Source organism: Enterobacter sp. MALB-1, assembly GCF_041021625.1.
Classification (GTDB): domain Bacteria; phylum Pseudomonadota; class Gammaproteobacteria; order Enterobacterales; family Enterobacteriaceae; genus Enterobacter; species Enterobacter oligotrophicus.
In genome coordinates this window covers 3,445,266-3,467,806 of the sequence record NZ_JBDPJL010000001.1, presented here as the reverse complement: position 1 = coordinate 3,467,806, position 22,541 = coordinate 3,445,266, and the positions used below count along the sequence as shown (strand labels likewise).

The window sequence follows — 22,541 nt, the reverse complement described above, 5'->3', positions numbered from 1 at the left end:
ATTTGTGGTACAGTGTGGCCTCCACAGGGTTGTCATCCCGTACCGCTTTGCAGTAAAGTTAGCGCAACATCTTCTGCAATCATTTCTTTACAGTCTTCAGCCATCCGGCATCGAGGGGAACACCTGGTTATGAACCCACCCATCTTTTTAGTTGGCCCCCGCGGCTGTGGGAAAACCACCGTTGGTCTTGAACTGGCACGCGTGTGCCATAGTCAGTTCGTTGATACCGACCACTGGCTGCAGGAGCACGCCGGGCAAACTATCGCCGGGATCGTTGAAAAGGAAGGCTGGGAGAGCTTTCGTGCGCGCGAAACCGCCACGCTTGAAGCGGTAACGGCACCCGCAACCATTATTGCAACGGGCGGCGGGATTATTCTGGCGGAGTGTAACCGTCAGTTTATGCGTGAAAAAGGGATTGTAATTTACCTCTGCGCGCCGGTTTCAACCCTGGTGGGAAGGCTTGAAGCGTTTCCCGAGGAGGGGCAGCGCCCGGCACTCACGGCGAAACCATTGAGTGAAGAGGTCCGCGAGGTGCTGGCGGAGCGAGATACGTTATACCGCGAAGCGGCACACCATGTTGTTGATGCGTCGGCAGCACCGGAAGACGTGGTGATTCAGATTATTACCTCCCTGCGTTTGGCTTGCGCCAGCTAACCGCCGTCTATACTCATAGCTCAGACATAAAAAAAGGATGAGCTATGCCAACCAGACCTCCCTATCCGCGTGAAGCACGCATTGTGACCATCGAAAAAGGGAATGGTGATCAAACCGTTACCTGGTATCAGCTGCGGGCCGATCACCCTAAGCCGGATTCGCTGATCAGCGAACATGAAACCGAACAGGAAGCGCTGGATGCCAAACGGCGCTACGAAGATCCTGATAAGTCCTGATAGAAATCCTAAACTCGCTACAATCGTGCCGAAATCACATTTTTAACTCATCGTTGTTGTTAAGCAGGAGTTAATATTTAGTTATTACAGGCAGATTCGTAAAGGCCAGCGGATCTTTACACTTCGGTGCAGAGATCTGCTGCTACGCTTTTGTGCTGTTAAATCTAAACAAAAGCCGCGCAGCGTAGTGAGCCTGTGCCTGTGTTAACGCAGTGGTAGTGAATGAAGGCGAAAAAAATGAAGGCGACATTGGCGATCCTCACCATTGGGGTGGTTCCTGTAAGCGAAGTGTTACCGCTCTTAACTGAGCATGTCTCTGAACAACAGATCACGCATCTCAGCCTGTTAGGCCGGCTTGATCGGGAAGAGGTCATGGAAGACTACGCCGTTGAACCAGGAGAGGAGCCCCTGCCGACATTGTTAAGCGACGGTGAAATAGCGCATGTCTCGCGTCAGAAAATTGAGCGCGCTCTGCAGAGTGTTATCGAAGTGCTGGATAATCAAGGCTATGACGTCATCCTGTTGATGAGTACCGCGCCGATCACCGGCCTTATCGCGCGAAATGCCATATTGCTGGAGCCGATGCGGATCATCCCGCCGCTGGTGGCCTCCATCGTCGATGGTCATCAGGTGGGGGTGATTGTTCCCATTGAAGAACTCCTTAATAACCAGGCGAGTAAGTGGAAAGTGCTGGAGAAAACGCCACACTATGCGCTGGCAAATCCTTTCTGGGACAGCGAGACAAAACTGATTGCCGCAGGCCGTGAGTTAATTGAGCAGGGAGCCGATGTCTTGATGCTGGATTGCCTCGGATTCCACCAGCGGCATCGCGATTTACTGCAAAAAGCGCTCGATGTACCGGTGCTCTTATCCAACGTGCTGGTGGCCCGCCTGGCTTCGGAACTGCTGGCCTGATGATTTTGCGTGACAGGTCATGAGCATGGCCCCTATAGTGGATTTTTATCTATAAATATAAGGGCCAGTTCATGCTTCAAAGTAACGAATACTTTTCCGGTAAAGTGAAATCCATCGGTTTTACCAGCAGCAGCACTGGCCGCGCCAGTGTCGGCGTGATGGCTGAAGGGGAATATACCTTTGGCACCGCAGAAGCTGAAGAGATGACGGTTGTCAGCGGCGCACTGAACGTGTTGCTGCCGGGTGAAACGGAATGGAAAGTCTATAGCGCCGGGCAGGTTTTCAATGTCCCTGGTCACAGCGAGTTCCATCTGCAGGTGGCTGAACCGACCTCTTATCTGTGCCGTTACCTGAAGTAATGGTCTGATCCCTCTCCCCGCAGGGGAGAGGGCGAAGGGATTACCTCTGCGCTTCTCCGCCGAGGCCTTCCACCAGGCTTTGAATCAACGCGGCCAGTTCCCCTGTCATCAGGATAAAGTCCGCATCAAAGCGCTGGGCGTAATCTTCCCTGTCGATATCTTCGTTCTGATCGCGTAGTTCATCGCAGAACTTCAGACGCTTCACCGAGCCGTCGTCGCACATCACAAACTGAATGCGTTGCTGCCAGTCGAGCGCCAGCTTGGTCACCACTTTGCCTGCTTCAATGTGTACGGCGATTTCGTCGCTCACCAGATCCTGTTTTTTCGCGCGGATCACGCCACCGTCTTCAAGCAGCGCTTTCAGCTCCGCTTCATCGAGGATCTGGAAGCCTTGCGCGGCCGTACCGCTGCGCACCCACTCGGTCAGCGTCAACTCAATTGGCGTTTCCAGCGCCAGCGGAACCACCGGCAGCGATCCCAGGCTCTTACGCAACAGAGCCAGCGTATCTTCCGCTTTTTTGGCACTGGCGCAGTCCACCATAATCAACCCGTTCACGGTATCGATCCACATCATGGTCTGGCTAAAGCGGCTAAAGGCGCGCGGCAGCAGAGAGTGCAGCACTTCATCCTTCAGGGAATCTTTTTCGGTCTTTTTCAGCTTGCGACCCTGCTCGGCTTCCAGCTTGAAGATCTTCGCTTCGAGCGCCTGCTTTACCACCGGCGTCGGCAGAATTTTCTCTTCTTTACGGGCGCAGACGATGATTTGACCGGTGCTGCTGGCGTGGGTCAGTGCATCGCTTTGTGAACCCATTGGAGGAACCCATCCGGTTTTTGCCATATCCTGGCTACCGCAAGGGGAAAAGGTGTAAGCGGCTAACTGTTTTTCCATCTCTTCTGCACGCAGCGAAACGTCGCGGCTGAGACGGTAAACCATCAAATTTTTGAACCACAGCATGATAATTTCCACGGCCTTGTCGTTAAATCAGCGGGCATGATAACGAATTGTCGCATCGCTTGCATTGCTAATCGGGTAGCGGGCTTCTACTCTGTTGATAATCAAAATAATGAGGAGTGTCTTGTGCGTATTGGGATCGATTTGGGCGGCACCAAAACAGAAGTCATTGCACTGAGCGAACAAGGGGAGCAGCTGTTTCGCCACCGTCTCCCCACGCCGCGTGATGATTATCAGCAGACTATCGAGACGATTGTCCGTCTGGTCGACATGGCAGAGCAGGCGACGGGGCAAACCGGCACCGTCGGGATGGGCATTCCGGGATCGATTTCGCCCTATACCGGCGTGGTTAAAAATGCCAACTCCACCTGGCTTAACGGCCAGCCTTTTGATAAAGATTTAAGCGCACGTCTGAACCGTGAAGTGCGTCTGGCGAACGATGCTAACTGTCTGGCGGTGTCTGAAGCCATCGACGGTGCTGCGGCCGGTGCGCAGACCGTTTTCGCGGTGATCATCGGCACAGGCTGCGGCGCAGGCGTGGCCTTTAGCGGACGTTCCCATATCGGTGGTAATGGTACTGCGGGTGAGTGGGGCCATAATCCCCTGCCGTGGATGGATGAGGATGAACTTAAATACCGCGCTGAAGTCCCCTGTTATTGCGGTAAACAGGGCTGTATTGAGACGTTTATCTCCGGCACCGGTTTTGCCACCGACTACCATCGCCTGAGCGGTCAGCCGTTGAAGGGCAATGAGATTATGCGTCTGGTCGAGGCGCAAGATCCGGTGGCGGAACTGGCGCTCAGCCGTTACGAAATGCGCCTGGCAAAATCGCTGGCGCACGTGGTGAATATTCTCGATCCCGATGTGATTGTGCTGGGCGGTGGGATGAGTAACGTCGATCGGCTGTACACTACGGTGCCGAACCTGGTGAAGCAGTGGGTGTTCGGTGGCGAGTGTGAAACACCGATCCGCAAAGCGGTGCATGGTGATTCCAGCGGCGTGCGGGGTGCAGCATGGTTGTGGCCAGGTTGACGGAATACATGCGCCCGCATACTCCTCAAGTATGACGTCACTTTCCTCTTTCTGAACTACACTGCGGAGAGCGTTCAGAGGGGGAAAATATGGCTTATCACGCGATAAAATCTGCGGTTTATAACCGCGGGCAACCTACCGATATCTTCCTTGATGAACTAATTTTATGGGGGAAAACGGCAGAGGACGCTATTTTTGAACCTAATGAGAATGTTGATATTTATTCGAAATATCATTCTGTTCTGGGGCCGTGGAATTCACTGCTGCATCGCAAAGCCGTAATGCTGGAGGTATTGCGCGTTTTGGCCGGTTTCGAAAGTAGCTGGAACTGGCTGGAAGGAAGAGATGTGAATAATCCTGAACATTCGCCTCTGACAACGGAAACAGGTATTTTTCAGGTATCAGCGAATTCAATGAAATTTGGCGATCTGGAAAAGCGGGTTGAGCTGCATTTTGGCAGCGCCGATCCGCAAACGTTTATTAACGGGATGAAACAGGATCGGTATTTTGCGATTGAGTACGCTGCGCGTTTATTGCGGATCACTATCGAGGCAAATGGTCCGATCCTGAATGATGATTTAACGTCCCCGGACGATCGCTATCTGCATAACGGTCTGCGGGCAGAAGCGGTTGAAGAGTTTATCGAGTGGCTGTCGCCACCGTCCTGACAGGGCGGCCGTGTGCCGCCCTGCGTGGGATCACTCCACCGCAAATACCTTGTCCAGCTTGCTGTATCCCAGCCCGTTGATCTTTTTCACCTTGATCTGCACCGGAATTCGCTCCTTCATCGCCTCGACGTGGCTGATGACGCCAATGGTTTTCCCGGTGGCATTCAGCGCGTCGAGCGCATCCAGCGCGGTATCCAGCGTTTCGCTGTCGAGTGTGCCGAAGCCCTCATCAAGGAACAGTGAGTCAATCCGCGTTTTATGGCTCACCAGGTCAGAAAGTGCTAACGCCAGCGCCAGGCTGACCAGGAAACTTTCTCCGCCGGACAGGGTGCGGGTATCTCGTACCGCATCGGCCTGCCAGGTGTCGACCACTTCCAGCTCCAGCGCGTCGCTGGCTTTACGCTGAAGCAGGTAACGCCCGTGAAGACGGTTAAGCTGCTGGTTAGCAAGCCACACCAGATTATCCAGCGTCAGCCCCTGAGCGAACTTGCGGAATTTGTCGCCCGTGCTGGAGCCTATCAGCGAATTCAGGTATCCCCAGTCGTCGGCAAGGCGGGCTGCCTCTTCAATTTGCTGCATCAACGCCAACTGGTGACGTCGGTTGTCGCTGTCCTGCTTAAGCTGCTGGCGGATCTCACCCTGGTGCGTGGTGTTATCCCGGAGCGTTTGCGCCAGCTGTTGCAACTGCACCTGCAGCGTTTGTACATCGCTGTCCAGCCCTTCCGGACGCAGCGCCTGATGTTCCTGCAGCAACTGGTTCGCCTGGGCTGCCAGCGCGGTGGACTGCTGTATCTGATTTTCGAGCGTCTGCTTAAGCTGCCCGAGGTGGCGAACGGTGTTATCGTCCAGCAGGGCGGCCAGAAATGCCTCCTGATCGGCGAAAACACTCGCAGCGAGCGCGGCGCTAAATTGCGTCTGTGACTGCTTCAGCCGTTCACCTTCCAGCATCTCCTGCTGTTGCAGGGTAGTAAGCTGGCTCTGCAGCGACACACATTCGTCGTGGATCTCGCGCCAGTTACCGGGAACGGTGGGTTCCGCTTCTGCCGTATCAGCATCCGGCAGGGTATCGAGTAACGGCGTCAGGGCGTTAATACGTTCCTGAACAACACCCTGCTGAGTTTGCTTCTCCTGCCACTGTGTGGATTCGCTTTCACGTGAGGCGAGCCAGATAGATTCGTCCCCTTCATCCGGAAGGGTCAGCGACAGCGGATGCAGGGCTGTTTCCAGTGCCTGACGCGTAGCCGCCAGCTGTTGCTGATACTGACGTTCCTGTTCTTCCTGTTGATTGAGCTGGTTTTGCAGCGTCAGACGCTGGCTGAGCTGATAAAGCTGACGCTCATACTGTTCCTGCTCGTTCAGCCACGGAGCGATATCTTCCTGAATATTCAGTGCGATATTCAGAGAGACGCAGATTGCCTGCCACTCTTTAGTGAGCGCTTGCTCCTCCTGAGAGAGCGACCGGGCTTCGTCTGTCTCACGCTGTATCTGCTGAGTCAGGGCGTTGACCTGGCCCAGAACCAACAGACCGTCCTCTTTCAGCGCGGCAACCTCTTTTTCTAAGGCATCGCGGCGGCGCTGATTGTCGGTAAGTTCCAGTGACTGATATTGCGCCACTGCCGGATGTTCGCAGGAACCGCAGAGTGGGCAAGGTTTACCGGCCTCTAACTGCGCACGAAAGTGCTCAAGATCTTTAATCGTCGCTTCACGTTCGCATAGCGTTTTCAGATCCAAATAATGCTGATTTTTCTCTTTAAACTGCTGTCGGCGCAGCGTCAGCGTTTCGTTAAGTTTGACCTGCTCCGCCTGCGCTTTCTGCATGCTTTCGCTGGTCTGCCGCAGGCGCTTTTGCAGCGGCTGGTAGCGGGCATGAAGCGCAGTCAGTTGCTGGCGAAAAGTTCGCGACCGGGCCTGTTGCTCCATCGCCACCGCGACGTCATCTGCCGTCAGCGACAGTGTGCTTTCCGGCAGAACTGCCAGCTTCTGCCGCAGTTCAGCGATACGTGCTGAAAGCGTTGTAAGCTGACTTTTATCACGATTAAGCTGCGAAAAATGCGCGCGCCAGCCAGCAATCTCTTGTCCCCACAGGCGGAACCGCTCATGCTCAGCAAGCCAGCGGGTAACTGCCGTAAGTTCAGTCTGTAACTGTTCGCGACTGCGTTGTGCTGCAGTGCGAATGCGCGCACGTAGTGCGGTTTTTGCCTGTAAGCGAGTATTTACTTCACTGATTCGCTGTTTTGTCTGAGCAAGACGTGCAGTCTGCTCCTGCTGTCGATCCCACAGCGGTTGTAGTTGTGCAGCAGGCTGGGCCAGATGGAGCTTCGCCAGTTCCGGTGCGGCGTCAGTAAGCGCCTGTTGCGCCTGCTGCTGAGAGGCCGTTGTGCGCTGTTGCTCCCGGATGAGTTCATCGTTTCGCGTAAGCCACTGAAAATCTTTCTGGTTGTTTAGCTGCTGAGCCAGCAGGATTTTCTCTTCGTCAGTAAGTGCCTGCAAACTTTGCTGCAATTGCTGCTGCTGTTCTTCGCTCAGCAGCACGACGCCTGCGGCCTGCGCTTCGCACATCTCCAGCGCATTACGCGCGGCTTTGTGTTTCTCAAACACCATTGCTGAGATCTGGCCGTAGATCTCGGTTCCGGTCAGCTCCTCCAGTAACTCGGCGCGATCGCTCGGTTTGGCATTAAGGAAGGCGGCAAATTGTCCCTGAGAGAGCAGCATCGAGCGGGTAAAGCGGCCATAGTCCAGCCCGGTGAGTGTCGCCGTTTGCTCCAGTTTATCCGTCACTTTATCCGCCAGGATTTTACCGTCCTCGCAGCGCGCCAGTTCCACGCGAGGTGCCTGCAGGTTCCCGTCTGGCTGATTGCGTGCGCGGTTCTGGCTCCAGAAAGCACGGTAGGCGGTGCCTTTCACTTCAAATTCCACTTCCGCCAGGCACTCAGCGGTATCACGCGTCATGAGATCGTTTTGTGCCTGAGACACTTTTTGCAGGCGCGGTGTTTCGTGGTAGAGCGCCAGGCAGATGGCATCAAGCAGGGTGGTTTTACCTGCGCCCGTGGCACCGGTAATGGCAAAAAGACCGTTGCTGGCAAATGGCTCAGCGGTAAAGTCGATCTTCCACTCGCCCTTGAGTGAGTTGAGGTTTTTCAGCCGCAGGCTCAGGATCTTCATGCGTTTTCTTCCTCGTTATTAAGTGCATGCACCGTGTGGGTGAACAACTCGTTGAGCCTGGCGCGCTTCGCGTCGTCAATCTCTTCATGAGACAACCGCCGTGCAAATACCTCTTCGACATTGAGTTCACTGAGCGTTTCACGCCGTGCGCTTAACAGAATTTTCTCGCGTTGCTCGCGGCTGCGGCGCACCAGCAGCACTTCAACGGGGAGATCTTCTGTCAGCGCCTGAATTTTACGCTGCATATCGTGCAGGTAGTCGTCGGTGGTGATTTCGATATCCAGCCAGACGGGCGGGTTAAGCGCCGCGCCGCGCCACTGCTCAAGCTGGGCGGTGATGGCGGCGAGATCGCCTTTCAGCACCGCCAGCGGCTGGGTGACAGGCACCTCCAGCGTTTCAACTGCGCTGAGTTTACCGTCAGTAAAACTCACCAGGTGAACACATTTGGCTTTGCCGGTCTCATCAAAACTGAGCGAAATGGGCGAGCCACAGTAGCGAATGTGCTCGCAGCCGCCGATGATTTGTGCCCGGTGAATGTGTCCGAGGGCGATATAGTCGGCTGGCGGGAAGTTCTGTGCCGGGAAAGCATCCAGCGTGCCAATATAAATGTCACGTACCGCGTCACTTTTACTGGCTCCAACAGTCGTGAGATGCCCGGTGGCAATCACCGGAATCGCCCGATCGCCGCGCAGGGCACAGGCATCGGTATGCTGCTGGTGATAATAGTCGGTAATGGCCTGTAATAGATGCTGCTGTTTTTCACTGCCAGACAGTCCGGCCTGGCTTTGTACAATATCGCGCGGGCGTAAAAACGGTATCGGGCACAGTACCGCACCCGGCGTGCCGTCGCGTTTTTTCAGGATTTGCGGCGCATGCCCGGCGCTGGCGACCACCGTGGTGTTAAGGAACGCCAGGATATCGCGGGATTCATTTAGCGTTGCCACCGAGTCGTGGTTTCCGGCGACAATCACCAGATGGCAGCCAGTCTGCTGCAGGTTCACCACGAAACGGTTGTAGAGCTCTCGCGCATAGCTCGGCGGCGATCCGGTGTCAAAGATATCACCCGCCACAATGATCGCATCCACCTCATGCGACCGGGCCGTGTCCAGCAACCAGTTCAGGAATGCTTCGTGTTCGGCAGCACGGCTTTTGCTGTAAAAATTTTGACCCAGATGCCAGTCCGAGGTGTGAAGTATGCGCATAACAGATCCGTGGCGAAAAAAGATGAGGGCGATTATAAACTGTCAGGGAAGGGAAAATAACCGCTGTAATAAAACAACAGTTTGCCATTGATGGTGGTAATGTTTTTCATAAATCTGTCATAAATCTGACGCATAATGACGCCGCATTACAAACTTGTAACTTAAATAAGACAGGGCAAAGTATGGCGAGACGTATTCTGGTCGTAGAAGATGAAGCTCCAATTCGCGAAATGGTGTGCTTCGTGCTCGAACAAAATGGCTTCCAGCCGGTTGAAGCGGAAGATTATGACAGCGCGGTGAACCAGCTGAATGAACCCTGGCCCGATTTGATTCTGCTTGACTGGATGTTACCTGGTGGCTCTGGCCTGCAGTTCATCAAACACATTAAACGTGAAGCGATGACCCGCGACATTCCGGTTGTGATGCTGACGGCGCGCGGTGAAGAAGAGGATCGCGTGCGCGGTCTTGAAACCGGCGCTGACGATTACATCACCAAGCCATTCTCTCCGAAGGAGCTGGTTGCCCGTATCAAAGCGGTGATGCGCCGCATTTCGCCAATGGCGGTGGAGGAGGTGATTGAAATGCAGGGCCTGAGCCTTGACCCCACCTCACACCGCGTGATGACCGGTGAAAACCCTCTCGACATGGGGCCAACCGAATTCAAACTCCTGCACTTCTTTATGACTCACCCGGAACGCGTCTACAGCCGCGAGCAGTTGCTGAATAACGTCTGGGGAACTAACGTGTATGTCGAAGACCGGACGGTTGACGTACATATCCGCCGCCTGCGTAAAGCGCTTGAACTGAGCGGCCACGATCGCATGGTACAGACGGTCCGCGGCACGGGTTATCGTTTTTCGACCCGTTTCTGAACAATGACAGGAGTGTGACGCGTGCTGGAACGTCTGTCATGGAAAAGGCTCGTCTTTGAACTGATCTTATGTTGTATTCCGGCCTTCATTCTGGGGGCCTTTTTTGGACATTTACCGTGGTTCCTGCTGGCGGCAGTGACCGGATTACTGATCTGGCATTTCTGGAACTTACTGCGCCTCTCCTGGTGGCTGTGGGTGGACAGAAGTATGACGCCACCGCCAGGAAGCGGAAGCTGGGAGCCGCTGCTTTACGGCCTTCACCAGATGCAGATGCGCAACAAAAAGCGTCGCCGCGAGCTGGGAAGTTTGATTAAGCGTTTTCGCAGTGGCGCGGAATCGCTGCCGGATGCCGTTATTCTGACCACCGAAGAGGGGACGATCTTCTGGTGTAATGGTCTGGCGCAGCAGCTGCTGGGCTTGCGCTGGCCGGACGATAACGGCCAGAACATCCTTAACCTTCTGCGTTACCCGGAGTTCACGCTGTATCTGAAAAAGCGTGATTTTACCCGTCCGCACAATCTGAAGCTCAATAACGGTCGGCATCTTGAGATCCGCGTGATGCCGTACAGCGATCAGCAGTGGCTGATGGTTGCGCGCGATGTGACCCAGATGCACCAGCTGGAAGGGGCGCGCCGCAACTTCTTCGCCAACGTCAGCCACGAGCTACGCACGCCGCTGACGGTGCTGCAGGGTTACCTGGAGATGATGCAGGAGCAAACGCTGGAAGGCGCTCCGCGCGAGAAAGCGCTGCACACCATGCGCGAACAAACGTACCGGATGGAAGGGCTGGTGAAACAACTTCTCACGCTGTCAAAAATAGAAGCGGCCCCTACGCTGGCGCTGAATGACACCATCGACGTACCGATGATGTTACGGGTGGTTGAACGTGAAGCGCAGACGTTAAGCCATAAAAAGCATGAACTTATTTTCGACGTTGATAACACGCTGAAAGTGCTCGGCAGTGAAGACGAGTTACGCAGTGCCATTTCCAACCTGGTTTACAATGCGGTGAATCATACGCCAGCGGGGACGCGTATTATGGTGCGCTGGCACCATGTGCCAGCAGGTGCGGAGTTTAGCGTTGAGGATAACGGTCCGGGTATTGCGCCGGAGCACATTCCACGCCTGACCGAGCGTTTCTACCGTGTAGACAAGGCGCGCTCGCGGCAGACCGGGGGAAGCGGTCTAGGTCTGGCGATTGTGAAGCATGCGGTTAATCACCACGAGAGCCGTCTGGATATTCAGAGCACGCCGGGCAAAGGAACGCGTTTCAGTTTCGTTATTCCGGAACGATTAATTGCCAAAAAGATCGCCTGAAAGCAGGTATGTCACCCTTCCTTTCCACGGGCCAGCGATTGCTGGCCCGTTTACTTTGCAGTCAAGCGAAACGCGAGTGAATTTTATACGGTTGATGTTTTTTTGTTCGCATGATTAGCCATGCGTTTTTCTTATAACTGGCGTATTGTGCTGGTTGCTGTTTTCATGCTGGCATATTGTTCTGGTTTTACGATCCCACCTTGCCTTTAAACGTTATAAGCGTTTAAATTGCCCCCCAGATACTGTCATACCGACTGTATTTGCGTGGTAAATCGAAAAACTATTCTTCTCCACGCCAGGACGGGAGAATATCCCGCTGAAATTGAGCAAATTTTCCGCTGTATTGTCCCGTCAGGGATGGCGAAAATCTCAACGTTTTCAACACCACATCCACAGGCAGTAAGGTTCTATGACCCATCACTTAAAATCGCGTGACATCATCGCGCTGGGCTTTATGACATTCGCGCTGTTCGTTGGCGCAGGCAACATCATTTTCCCACCCATGGTTGGCTTACAGGCGGGTGAACACGTCTGGACAGCTGCGTTTGGTTTCCTGATTACTGCTGTAGGTCTGCCGGTACTGACGGTTGTCGCGCTGGCGAAAGTCGGCGGCGGTGTCGATAGCCTGAGCACCCCGATTGGCAAAGTGGCTGGCGTTCTGCTGGCGACGGTCTGCTACCTGGCCGTGGGCCCGCTGTTTGCGACGCCACGTACCGCCACCGTATCCTTCGAAGTGGGGATTGCTCCGCTGACCGGTGACGGCGCGATGCCGCTGTTTATCTACAGCCTGGTCTACTTCGCGATTGTGATCCTCGTGTCCCTCTATCCGGGTAAACTGCTGGATACCGTGGGTAACTTCCTGGCTCCAATGAAAATTGTGGCGCTGATTGTGCTGGCGGTTGCGGCCATCATCTGGCCTGCGGGTCCTATCAGCAATGCGATGGATGCATATCAAAACGCCGCGTTTTCTAACGGTTTTGTGAATGGCTATCTGACGATGGATACGCTGGGCGCGATGGTGTTTGGTATTGTTATCGTGAATGCCGCACGTTCCCGTGGCGTGACCGAAGCGCGTCTGTTGACCCGCTACACTATCTGGGCGGGCCTGATGGCCGGTGTGGGCCTGACGCTGCTGTATCTGGCGCTGTTCCGCCTGGGCTCTGACAGCGCGACGCTGGTTGACCAGAATGTAAACGGTGCGGCGATCCTGCATGCCTACGTTCAGCATACCTTTGGCGGTGCGGGCAGTATGCTGCTGGCGGTGCTGATTTTCCTGGCGTGTCTGGTGACGGCGGTGGGGCTGACCTGCGCCTGTGCCGAGTTCTTTGCCCAGTATCTGCCGCTCTCTTATCGCACGCTGGTGTTTATCCTCGGCATCTTCTCGATGGCGGTGTCAAACCTCGGTCTGAGCCACCTGATTCAGGTCTCTATTCCGGTGCTGACGGCCATCTATCCACCGTGCATCGTGCTGGTGGTGCTGAGCTTCACCCGTCCGTGGTGGAATAATTCCTCCCGAATTATTGCGCCAGCCATGTTTATCAGCCTGATTTTTGGTATCCTTGACGGGATTAAAGCATCGGCATTCAGTGAAGTGCTGCCCGCCTGGACACAGCGTCTGCCGCTGTCCGAGCAAGGTCTGGCCTGGCTGATGCCTACCGTTGTTGCGCTGGTTCTGGCGATTATCTGGGACCGTGCTGCAGGGCGTCAGGTCGCATCCAGCGCCCATTAATCAACGGCAACAAACTGTTTAACCACGGGGCTTAAGGCCCCGTGGTTTTTTGTTTTTTCGTGTTGAATGGCAAGATTTAAATGGAAAGCACTAACAAACTTAAACGTGGACTGAGCACCCGCCACATCCGCTTTATGGCGCTGGGCTCTGCTATCGGCACCGGTCTTTTTTATGGCTCGGCAGATGCCATCAAAATGGCCGGTCCAAGCGTTCTGCTGGCCTACATCATTGGCGGCGTGGCGGCCTATATCATCATGCGTGCGTTGGGTGAGATGTCCGTTCACAACCCTTCCGCCAGCTCTTTCTCTCGCTACGCGCAGGAAAACTTAGGCCCGCTGGCCGGGTTTATCACCGGCTGGACCTACTGCTTCGAAATTCTGATTGTCGCCATTGCCGACGTGACCGCGTTTGGTATCTATATGGGCGTCTGGTTCCCGGCGGTGCCGCACTGGATTTGGGTGCTCAGCGTGGTGTTAATCATCTGCGCCGTTAACCTGATGAGCGTGAAGGTGTTTGGTGAACTGGAGTTCTGGTTCTCCTTCTTCAAAGTCGCCACCATTATCATCATGATTGTCGCCGGTTTCGGCATCATCATCTGGGGTATTGGTAACGGCGGTCAGCCGACGGGTATCCATAACCTGTGGAGTAACGGCGGCTTCTTCAGCAACGGCTGGCTCGGGATGGTGATGTCGCTTCAGATGGTCATGTTTGCCTACGGCGGTATCGAGATTATCGGGATCACCGCCGGTGAGGCGAAAGACCCGGAGAAATCTATTCCGCGCGCCATCAACTCCGTGCCGTTGCGTATTCTGGTGTTCTATGTGGGCACTTTGTTCGTGATTATGTCCATCTACCCGTGGAACCAGGTGGGCACCAACGGTAGCCCGTTTGTGCTGACCTTCCAGCATATGGGCATTGCGTTTGCTGCCAGCATCCTGAACTTTGTGGTGCTGACCGCGTCGCTGTCAGCAATCAACAGTGACGTTTTCGGTGTAGGCCGTATGCTGCACGGCATGGCAGAGCAGGGCAGTGCGCCGAAGGTATTTGCCAAAACCTCTCGCCGCGGCACGCCGTGGGTAACAGTGCTGGTCATGACTATTGCGCTGCTGTTCTCGGTCTATCTGAACTACATCATGCCGGAGAACGTTTTCCTGGTGATTGCATCGCTGGCGACCTTCGCGACCGTGTGGGTGTGGATTATGATCCTGCTGTCGCAGATTGCCTTCCGCCGTCGTCTGTCATCAGATGAAGCAAAAGCGCTGAAGTTTAAAGTGCCGGGCGGTGTGGCAACGACCGTGGTCGGGCTGATCTTCCTGGTGTTTATCATTGGCCTGATTGGTTATCACCCGGATACCCGCATTTCCCTGTACGTGGGCTGTGCGTGGATCGTCCTGCTGCTGGTTGGCTGGGTGTTTAAATGCCGCCGCGACCGTCAGCTGGCGGAAGCGCAGTAATCTTCTTTCTCCCTCTCCCTGTGGGAGAGGGTTGGGGTGAGGCATCAGGCTGCACTGATGCCTCATCCCCCATCCTCCTCCCCCAATAAATCTCACCATGGTGAGCTATCCTTAACCACCCTGTGGCAAGGTGACGTCAATTTCATCAAAGGGGATTCGTGATGTTAAACGCCTGGCACCTTCCGGTTGCCCCATTTGTTAAGCAAAACAAAGACAACCTTGTGATTACGCTCTGGCTGGCGGGGGAGAATCAGCCTGAACGCGTGACGTTACGCGCCGAAGTGGATAACGAAGAAACGTCGCTGAAAATGCACAAACAGCGCAGCCAGCCGCAGCCGGGGATCACGGCGTGGCGGGCAAATATCGACTTACGCAGCGGGCAGCCGCGCCGCCGCTACAGCTTTAAACTGCTGTGGAATAATCGTCAGCTGTGGTTTACCCCGCAGGGATTCAGCCGCTTTCCTCCCGCAAGGCTGGAGCAGTTTGCCGTCGATTTCCCGGATAATGGCCCGCAATGGGTTAACGATCAGGTTTTTTACCAGATTTTCCCGGACCGCTTTGCACGCAGCGAAAAACGCACCGCGCAGCAGGATAAGGTCTACTATCACCATGCTGCAGGCCACGACATTATTCTCAAACAATGGGATGAACCCCTGACGGCGCAGGCGGGTGGCTCAACGTTTTATGGCGGCGATCTCGACGGTATCAGCGAAAAACTGCCGTATCTGAAAAAACTCGGCGTGACGGCCCTGTACCTGAACCCGGTATTTAAAGCCCCAAGCGTACATAAATACGATACGCAAGATTATCGCCACGTCGACGAACAGTTTGGTGGTGACGAGGCGCTGTTGCGCCTGCGGGAGAATACCCGAAACGAAGGTATGCGCCTGATTCTGGACGGCGTATTCAATCACAGTGGGGATTCTCATGCCTGGTTTGACCGCCATAATCAGTCGATGGGCGGTGCATGCCATAACCCGGATTCACCGCAACGTGACTGGTACAGCTTTAACGACGAAGGCCGCGCGCTGGACTGGCTGGGCTATCCGAGCCTGCCGAAGCTGGATTTCCAGTCGGCCTCGCTGGTGAATGAGATCTACGGCGGGGAAGAGAGTATCGTCCGGCACTGGCTGAAGGCACCGTGGAACATGGACGGCTGGCGTCTGGACGTGGTGCACATGCTCGGCGAGGCGGGTGGGGCGCGTAACAATCTTCAGCATGTCGCCGGGATCACTCGCTCCGCAAAAGCCGCGCAACCTGAAGTGTTTGTTTTTGGTGAACATTTTGGCGACGCGCGTCAGTGGCTGCAGGCCGATGCGGAAGATGCGGCGATGAACTACCGCGGCTTTACCTTCCCGCTGTGGGGATTTCTCGCCAACACGGATATCTCCTACGATCCGCAGCAGATCGATGCGGAAACCTGCATGATGTGGATGGATAACTACCGCGCCAGCCTGTCGCATCAGCAGCAGTTAAGAATGTTTAACCAGCTTGATAGCCACGATACCGCACGCTTTATATCTCTGCTTGGCAAGGATGTGGCGCGCCTGCCGCTGGCGGTGATCTGGCTCTTCACCTGGCCGGGTGTGCCGTGTATTTACTACGGGGATGAAGTGGGGCTGGACGGTAACAACGATCCATTCTGCCGCAAAACCTTCCCGTGGGAGCCAGCAAAGCAGGACAAGGCGCTGTTCAGCCTGTATCAGCGCATGGCGAAGCTGCGTAAACAAAGCCAGGCGTTGCGCTACGGCGGCTGCCAGGTGGTTTACGCCCACGATAACGTGGTGGTGTTTGTACGTGTCTGTAACCAGCAGCGCGTGCTGGTGGCGATTAACCGGGGCGAAGCCTGTGAAGTGGTGCTGGATGAGTCCCCGCTGATTAACGTGAAATCATGGAAACTGAAAGAGGGTAAGGGCGTTATCCAGGACGGTATTCTCTCGCTGCCTGCGATTTCCGCGTCCGTCTGGTTCGGTAATTAATCCCGCTCACCTTGTTGATGCCTGCGGTGCTTACGGCATGGGCGTCGATTATGCCTACTCTCGCGTTCTAAATAAGAAGGCCCGCATAAGCGGGCCTTCTTCGTAAACCGTGCCGATTACAGGCTGGATACGTTCTCGGTCAGGTATTTAGCAACGCCTTCCGGAGATGCAGCCATACCTTCTTTACCTTTTTCCCACTGAGCCGGGCACACTTCGCCGTGCTGCTCGTGGAACTGCAGCGCGTCAACCATGCGCAGCATTTCATCGATGTTACGACCCAGCGGCAGATCGTTCACAACCTGGTGACGAACGATGCCGTTTGCGTCGATCAGGAAAGAACCACGCAGCGCAACGCCAGCGTCCGGATGTTCGATACCGTAAGCCTGCTGGATTTCGCGTTTGATGTCCGCAACCATCGCGTATTTCACCGCACCGATGCCGCCGTTGTCGACAGGGGTGTTACGCCATGCGTTGTGTACAAATTCAGAGTCGAAGGAGACGCCAACCACTTCCACGCCACGCTTCTGGAATTCTTCGTAACGTTTGTCGAACGCGATCAGCTCAGACGGGCAAACGAAAGTGAAGTCCATTGGCCAGAAGAACAGAACGGTCGCTTTACCGTTGGTGTGCTGTTTGAAGTTGAAGTTCTCAACGATTTCACCGTTGCCCAGAACGGCAGCAGCTGTGAAATCCGGAGCAGGACGAGTTACCAGAACCATATGATTCTCCTGTAGATACTAAGGTTATTTGGAACGCAACGCGGGCCAGTATAGAGAGCGTTTGGTAATAAGACAAAGAGGCGGTGACAATCGTTCAGCCAGCTTTTACCTATCAATGCGAATTCTGTCAGAGCTGTTTGTTTTTCGCCTGCGCCATCATGCGCGGGTAAAACTGCCAGAAACGCGTTTCCAGCGCGTCGTAATGTGCATCCAGGTCGTACCAGGAGTCACGCAGCGCATCCAGACGCGGGCGGCGGCTCGCCATGCCGTTGAGCACGTTCTGAATAAAGTCCATCTCGCGATAGCGCTCCAGCCAGCGTTCCGACCACAGATAGTTATTCAGGTTCACAAAGCGCGGCGGTGAGTCGGGCAGAATGGTCGCTATCTGCGCATGGGCGTAGCGCACAAATTCCGGCAGCGGCATTTCGGGTGAGAGTTGTGACCAGTGGCGCGACAGAAAATGATCCCACATCACATCGAGCGTGATCGGCGCAACGCGGCGGGTTTCAGGGCGAAACCACGCTTTAGCTTCCGTCACTTCCGGCAGGTTATCGGTCAGCACATCGATGCGGCGATGCATAAAAATCCCGTCGACAACCTCGGCAGAGTACGAATCGGCAGGGTTGCCGCGCACAAAATCGGCCAGCAAATTGCCGGAAAGGGAGCTGTCAGCGAGGTGAGCGAGGTGCAGGTGAGCGAGAAAATTCATGCGTTTTTGTGTCCGGAGTCGGCTAGTTGTTGCAGCAAAAGGGTGTGAGCACTAGACTATGCCGCCTGTTTTTAAGTCACGAGTATACGTCATGCGCGTCGCCGATTTCTCCTTTGAACTACCTGAATCCCTGATTGCTCACTATCCAATGCCTGAGCGCAGTAGCTGTCGCTTGCTGTCACTGGACGGGCCGACGGGGGCGCTGACGCACGGTACTTTCACCGATTTGCTCGACAAGCTCAACCCTGGCGATCTGCTGGTCTTTAACAATACCCGCGTGATCCCGGCGCGTCTGTTTGGCCGTAAAGCCAGCGGCGGCAAGATTGAAGTGCTGGTCGAACGTATGCTCGATGATAAACGTATTCTGGCACATATTCGCGCATCTAAAGCGCCTAAGCCGGGCGCTGAACTGTTGCTCGGCGATGACGAGAGCATTAAAGCGACCATGACCGCGCGCCACGATGCGCTGTTTGAAGTGGAATTCGATGACGAGCGCACGGTGCTTGATATTCTGAACACTATCGGCCACATGCCGCTGCCGCCATACATTGAGCGCCCGGATGAAGAAGCCGATCGCGAGCTTTATCAGACCGTCTACAGCCAGAAGCCTGGCGCGGTGGCTGCGCCTACTGCGGGTCTGCACTTTGATGAACCTTTGCTTGAAAAACTGCGCGCAAAAGGCGTTGAGATGGCATTCGTGACGCTACACGTCGGCGCGGGAACCTTCCAGCCGGTGCGCGTGGACAGCATTGAAGATCACATTATGCACTCCGAATACGCCGAAGTGCCGCAGGAGGTGGTGGATGCGGTGCTGGCGGCGAAAGCGCGCGGGAGCCGCGTCGTCGCAGTTGGCACGACCTCTGTACGCTCGCTTGAGAGTGCCGCCCAGGCTGCGAAGAGCGATCTCATCGAGCCGTTTTTTGGTGATACGCAAATCTTTATCTACCCAGGCTACCAGTACAAAGTGATTGATGCGCTGGTGACCAACTTCCATCTGCCTGAATCGACGCTGATTATGCTGGTTTCCGCTTTTGCGGGTTATCAGCACACGATGGCTGCTTACAAGTCTGCGGTAGAACAAAAATATCGCTTTTTTAGCTACGGGGACGCGATGTTTATCACGTACAATCCGCAGGCTTTGAATGAGCGTGTCGGGGAATAAGTCCGCGGCACCGGAATAATGTGTTGGACTGTTTTTCTGACACAGGAGAAAAAATGAAATTTGAACTCGATACCACCGATGGCCGCGCGCGTCGCGGTCGCCTGGTGTTTGATCGCGGCGTGGTCGAAACCCCCGCGTTTATGCCTGTGGGCACCTACGGCACCGTAAAAGGGATGACGCCGGAAGAAGTGGAAGCCACTGGCGCACAGATTATCCTCGGCAATACCTTCCACCTGTGGCTGCGTCCGGGTCAGGAGATCATGAAGCTGCATGGCGACCTGCATGACTTCATGCAGTGGAAAGGCCCCATTCTGACCGACTCCGGCGGCTTCCAGGTCTTCAGCCTGGGTGATATCCGCAAGATCACCGAAAAAGGCGTGCACTTCCGTAACCCGATCAACGGCGATCCGATTTTCCTCGATCCAGAAAAATCGATGGAGATTCAGTACGATCTCGGCTCCGACATCGTGATGATCTTCGACGAATGTACGCCGTACCCGGCGGACTGGGACTATGCGAAACGCTCTATGGAAATGTCCCTGCGTTGGGCGAAGCGTAGCCGCGACCGTTTTGATTCTCTGCAGAACAAAAATGCGCTGTTCGGCATTATCCAGGGCAGCGTTTACGAAGATTTACGCGATATCTCCGTTAAAGGTCTGGTAGAGATAGGTTTTGATGGCTACGCTGTCGGCGGTTTGGCTGTCGGTGAGCCGAAGGAAGATATGCACCGCATTCTGGAGCATGTCTGCCCGCAAATCCCGGCGGATAAACCACGATACCTGATGGGTGTGGGTAAACCAGAAGATCTGGTGGAAGGCGTTCGTCGCGGCATTGATATGTTCGACTGCGTCATGCCAACCCGTAACGCGCGTAACGGTCATCTGTTCGTTACCGATGGCGTGGTGAAAATCCGTAACGCGAAGCATAAGAGTGACACCAGCCCGCTCGATTCCGAGTGTGATTGCTATACCTGTCGCAATTATTCTCGCGCGTACCTGCATCATCTCGATCGTTGCAACGAGATTTTGGGCGCGCGTCTCAATACCATTCATAATCTTCGTTATTATCAGCGCTTAATGGCTGGTTTACGTAAGGCTATCGAAGAGGGTAAATTAGAGAGCTTCGTGACCGATTTCTACCAACGTCAGGGCCGGGATGTTCCACCTTTGAACGTTGATTAATATTAATAATGAGGGAATTTGAATGAGCTTTTTTATTTCTGATGCGGTAGCAGCAACGGGTGCGCCGGCGCAGGGCAGCCCGATGTCTCTGATTCTGATGCTGGTTGTGTTCGGTCTGATCTTCTACTTCATGATCCTGCGTCCACAGCAGAAGCGTACCAAAGAGCACAAGAACCTGATGAACTCCATCGCAAAAGGCGATGAAGTGCTGACCAACGGTGGCCTGGTGGGTCGTGTAACCAAAGTAGCTGAAAACGGCTACATTGCTATCGCCCTGAACGACACCACTGAAGTGGTTATCAAACGTGACTTCGTAGCTGCCGTTCTGCCAAAAGGCACTATGAAGGCGCTGTAATCCCAACTTTTCCCAAAGGGAACTGCCGTGTTAAACCGTTATCCTTTGTGGAAGTACATCATGCTGGTCGTCGTGATTATCGTCGGCCTGCTGTACGCGCTTCCCAACCTGTATGGTGAGGATCCGGCCGTTCAAATCACTGGCGCGCGCGGTGTCGCCGCCAGTGAGCAAACGCTGATCCAGGTCCAGAAAACGTTACAAGAAGAAAAAATTACCGCTAAGTCTGTGGCACTGGAAGAGGGCGCAATTCTTGCTCGCTTCGACACCACCGACACGCAGCTCCGCGCCCGTGAAGCGCTGATGGGCGTGCTGGGTGATAAATATGTCGTGGCGCTGAACCTTGCTCCTGCAACCCCGCGTTGGCTGGCTGCGCTGAGCGCAGAGCCAATGAAACTCGGCCTTGACCTGCGTGGCGGCGTTCACTTCCTGATGGAAGTGGATATGGATACCGCGCTTGGCAAACTGCAGGAACAGAATATCGACAGCCTGCGCAGCGATCTGCGCGAAAAAGGCATCGCGTACACGACCGTGCGTAAAGAAGATAACTACGGCATGAGCATCACGTTCCGCGACAGCGCGGCGCGCGATCAGGCTGTAGATTACCTGACCCAACGTCACCGTGACCTGGTGATCACCTCTCAGGGCAGCAACCAGCTGCGTGCGGTGATGACCGATGCGCGTCTGAAAGAAGCGCGTGAATATGCCGTTCAGCAGAACATCAACATTCTGCGTAACCGTGTAAACCAACTGGGCGTGGCTGAACCGCTGGTACAGCGTCAGGGTGCTGACCGTATCGTGGTTGAACTGCCGGGTATCCAGGACACTGCGCGTGCGAAAGAGATTCTGGGTGCGACCGCAACCCTGGAATTCCGTCTGGTGAACTCTAACGTCGACCAGTCTGCCGCCGCTGCTGGCCGTATTCCGGGTGATTCGGAAGTGAAACAGACCCGCGAAGGTCAGCCGGTAGTGCTGTACAAACGCGTGATCCTGACCGGTGACCATATCACCGACTCCACGTCCAGCCAGGATGAGTACAACCAGCCGCAGGTTAACATCTCGCTGGATAGCGCGGGCGGTAACATCATGTCTAACTTCACCAAGGACAACATCGGCAAACCGATGGCGACCCTGTTCGTGGAGTACAAAGACAGCGGTAAGAAAGATGCTAACGGCCGTGCGGTGCTGGTGAAAGAGGAAGAGGTGATTAACATCGCCAACATCCAGTCTCGTCTGGGTAACAGCTTCCGTATCACCGGTATCAACAACCCGAACGAAGCGCGTCAGCTCTCCCTGCTGCTGCGTGCCGGTGCGCTGATTGCGCCGATTCAGATTGTTGAAGAACGTACCATTGGTCCAACTCTGGGTATGCAGAACATCCAGCAGGGTCTGGAAGCGTGTCTGGCCGGTCTCGTGGTCTCTATCCTCTTCATGATCTTCTTCTATAAGAAGTTTGGTCTGATTGCGACCAGTGCGCTGATTGCAAACCTGGTGCTGATCATCGGCATTATGTCCCTGCTGCCAGGGGCGACGCTGACCATGCCGGGGATTGCGGGTATCGTTCTTACCCTTGCGGTGGCGGTCGACGCCAACGTACTGATAAACGAACGTATCAAAGAAGAGTTGAGCAACGGTCGGTCTGTCCAGCAGGCGATTGACGAAGGCTACAGAGGGGCGTTCAGCTCCATCTTCGATGCGAACGTAACAACACTGATTAAGGTTCTTATCCTGTATGCAGTGGGTACTGGCGCGATCAAAGGCTTTGCGATTACCACCGGTATCGGTGTCGCAACGTCGATGTTTACCGCTATTGTCGGCACCCGTGCCATCGTGAACCTGCTGTACGGCGGCAAGCGCGTCAAAAAGCTGTCTATCTGAGGAGTGCGT

At 54.9% G+C, this 22,541-nt stretch carries 20 protein-coding genes; 15 read left to right on the top strand and 5 right to left on the bottom strand.

The features are described 5' to 3' along the window. Positions 1-129 precede the first annotated feature (129 nt). The 4 genes from aroL to ppnP all read left to right on the top strand — a co-directional run bounded on the left by aroL (position 130) and on the right by ppnP (position 2,164). Positions 130-654, top strand: coding sequence for a shikimate kinase AroL (gene aroL, locus ABGB15_RS16650; RefSeq protein ID WP_152083618.1), 525 nt, complete (start codon positions 130-132; stop codon positions 652-654). Positions 655-698: 44 nt separating this feature from the next. Beyond that, positions 699-890, top strand: a complete 192-nt coding sequence (gene yaiA, locus ABGB15_RS16645; protein ID WP_152083619.1) for a protein YaiA — start codon at positions 699-701, stop codon at positions 888-890. A gap of 237 nt (positions 891-1,127) precedes the next feature. Next, a complete protein-coding gene (locus tag ABGB15_RS16640; RefSeq protein WP_152083620.1) occupies positions 1,128-1,805 on the top strand; it encodes an AroM family protein in 678 nt (225 codons plus the stop codon). Between the two features lie 71 nt (positions 1,806-1,876). After that, positions 1,877-2,164, top strand: coding sequence for a pyrimidine/purine nucleoside phosphorylase (ppnP, locus tag ABGB15_RS16635; RefSeq protein ID WP_003859131.1), 288 nt, complete (start codon positions 1,877-1,879; stop codon positions 2,162-2,164). A 40-nt stretch (positions 2,165-2,204) separates the two neighbouring features. Here ppnP and rdgC read toward each other — a convergent pair whose 3' ends face one another. After that, positions 2,205-3,119 (bottom strand): recombination-associated protein RdgC, encoded by a 915-nt coding sequence (rdgC, locus tag ABGB15_RS16630; protein WP_112011219.1) that lies wholly within the window; start codon positions 3,117-3,119, stop codon positions 2,205-2,207. Positions 3,120-3,242: 123 nt separating this feature from the next. On the opposite strand from rdgC, the gene mak reads away from it, so the two are divergent. Then, entirely contained in the window at positions 3,243-4,148 is a 906-nt protein-coding gene (gene mak, locus ABGB15_RS16625; RefSeq protein WP_215722722.1) for a fructokinase, read from the top strand. Between the two features lie 89 nt (positions 4,149-4,237). Beyond that, entirely contained in the window at positions 4,238-4,816 is a 579-nt protein-coding gene (locus tag ABGB15_RS16620) for a hypothetical protein (protein ID WP_152083622.1), read from the top strand. Between the two features lie 30 nt (positions 4,817-4,846). Here ABGB15_RS16620 and sbcC read toward each other — a convergent pair whose 3' ends face one another. Then, positions 4,847-7,978 carry an exonuclease subunit SbcC gene (gene sbcC, locus ABGB15_RS16615; RefSeq protein WP_215722723.1) on the bottom strand — a complete coding sequence of 1,044 codons (3,132 nt, stop codon included), beginning with the start codon at positions 7,976-7,978 and terminating at the stop codon, positions 4,847-4,849. Next, positions 7,975-9,180: an exonuclease subunit SbcD gene (sbcD, locus tag ABGB15_RS16610; RefSeq protein ID WP_215722724.1), complete on the bottom strand. Its 1,206-nt coding sequence runs from the start codon at positions 9,178-9,180 to the stop codon at positions 7,975-7,977. The genes sbcC and sbcD overlap by 4 nt, the downstream gene beginning before the upstream one ends. A 182-nt stretch (positions 9,181-9,362) precedes the next feature. Between sbcD and phoB the strand changes: the two genes are divergently transcribed. From phoB to malZ, 5 genes are all read left to right on the top strand, one after another. Then, entirely contained in the window at positions 9,363-10,052 is a 690-nt protein-coding gene (gene phoB / locus ABGB15_RS16605; RefSeq protein ID WP_003859122.1) for a phosphate response regulator transcription factor PhoB, read from the top strand. Positions 10,053-10,073: 21 nt separating this feature from the next. Beyond that, positions 10,074-11,369, top strand: coding sequence for a phosphate regulon sensor histidine kinase PhoR (phoR, locus tag ABGB15_RS16600; protein WP_152083625.1), 1,296 nt, complete (start codon positions 10,074-10,076; stop codon positions 11,367-11,369). A gap of 409 nt (positions 11,370-11,778) precedes the next feature. Next, the gene (brnQ, locus tag ABGB15_RS16595; protein ID WP_152083626.1) at positions 11,779-13,098 is read left to right on the top strand and encodes a branched-chain amino acid transporter carrier protein BrnQ; all 1,320 of its coding nucleotides are present in this window, start codon (positions 11,779-11,781) and stop codon (positions 13,096-13,098) included. Between the two features lie 80 nt (positions 13,099-13,178). After that, positions 13,179-14,552: a proline-specific permease ProY gene (proY, locus tag ABGB15_RS16590; RefSeq protein WP_215722725.1), complete on the top strand. Its 1,374-nt coding sequence runs from the start codon at positions 13,179-13,181 to the stop codon at positions 14,550-14,552. A 161-nt stretch (positions 14,553-14,713) separates the two neighbouring features. Then, complete coding sequence (gene malZ / locus ABGB15_RS16585; RefSeq protein WP_215722726.1) at positions 14,714-16,531, top strand: maltodextrin glucosidase; 1,818 nt, start codon at positions 14,714-14,716, stop codon at positions 16,529-16,531. Between the two features lie 116 nt (positions 16,532-16,647). Here the strand turns inward: malZ and ABGB15_RS16580 are convergent, their stop codons facing one another. Together ABGB15_RS16580 and acpH are read right to left on the bottom strand one after the other, a co-directional pair. After that, the gene (locus tag ABGB15_RS16580) at positions 16,648-17,250 is read right to left on the bottom strand and encodes a peroxiredoxin C (RefSeq protein ID WP_152083629.1); all 603 of its coding nucleotides are present in this window, start codon (positions 17,248-17,250) and stop codon (positions 16,648-16,650) included. Between the two features lie 127 nt (positions 17,251-17,377). Beyond that, positions 17,378-17,959 carry an ACP phosphodiesterase gene (acpH, locus tag ABGB15_RS16575; protein WP_152083630.1) on the bottom strand — a complete coding sequence of 194 codons (582 nt, stop codon included), beginning with the start codon at positions 17,957-17,959 and terminating at the stop codon, positions 17,378-17,380. A gap of 91 nt (positions 17,960-18,050) precedes the next feature. Here acpH and queA point away from each other — a divergent pair, with 91 nt between their 5' ends. From queA to secD, 4 genes are read left to right on the top strand one after another with little or no spacing between them, the layout of a single operon-like run. Continuing rightward, positions 18,051-19,121 (top strand): tRNA preQ1(34) S-adenosylmethionine ribosyltransferase-isomerase QueA, encoded by a 1,071-nt coding sequence (gene queA / locus ABGB15_RS16570; protein ID WP_152083631.1) that lies wholly within the window; start codon positions 18,051-18,053, stop codon positions 19,119-19,121. A gap of 53 nt (positions 19,122-19,174) precedes the next feature. Then, positions 19,175-20,302: a tRNA guanosine(34) transglycosylase Tgt gene (gene tgt / locus ABGB15_RS16565; protein WP_152083632.1), complete on the top strand. Its 1,128-nt coding sequence runs from the start codon at positions 19,175-19,177 to the stop codon at positions 20,300-20,302. 22 nt (positions 20,303-20,324) lie between these two features. After that, complete coding sequence (yajC, locus tag ABGB15_RS16560) at positions 20,325-20,657, top strand: preprotein translocase subunit YajC (protein WP_003859109.1); 333 nt, start codon at positions 20,325-20,327, stop codon at positions 20,655-20,657. A gap of 27 nt (positions 20,658-20,684) precedes the next feature. Beyond that, on the top strand, positions 20,685-22,532 hold the full coding sequence (gene secD / locus ABGB15_RS16555) for a protein translocase subunit SecD (RefSeq protein WP_215722727.1): 1,848 nt from the start codon (positions 20,685-20,687) through the stop codon (positions 22,530-22,532). Positions 22,533-22,541 lie beyond the last annotated feature (9 nt).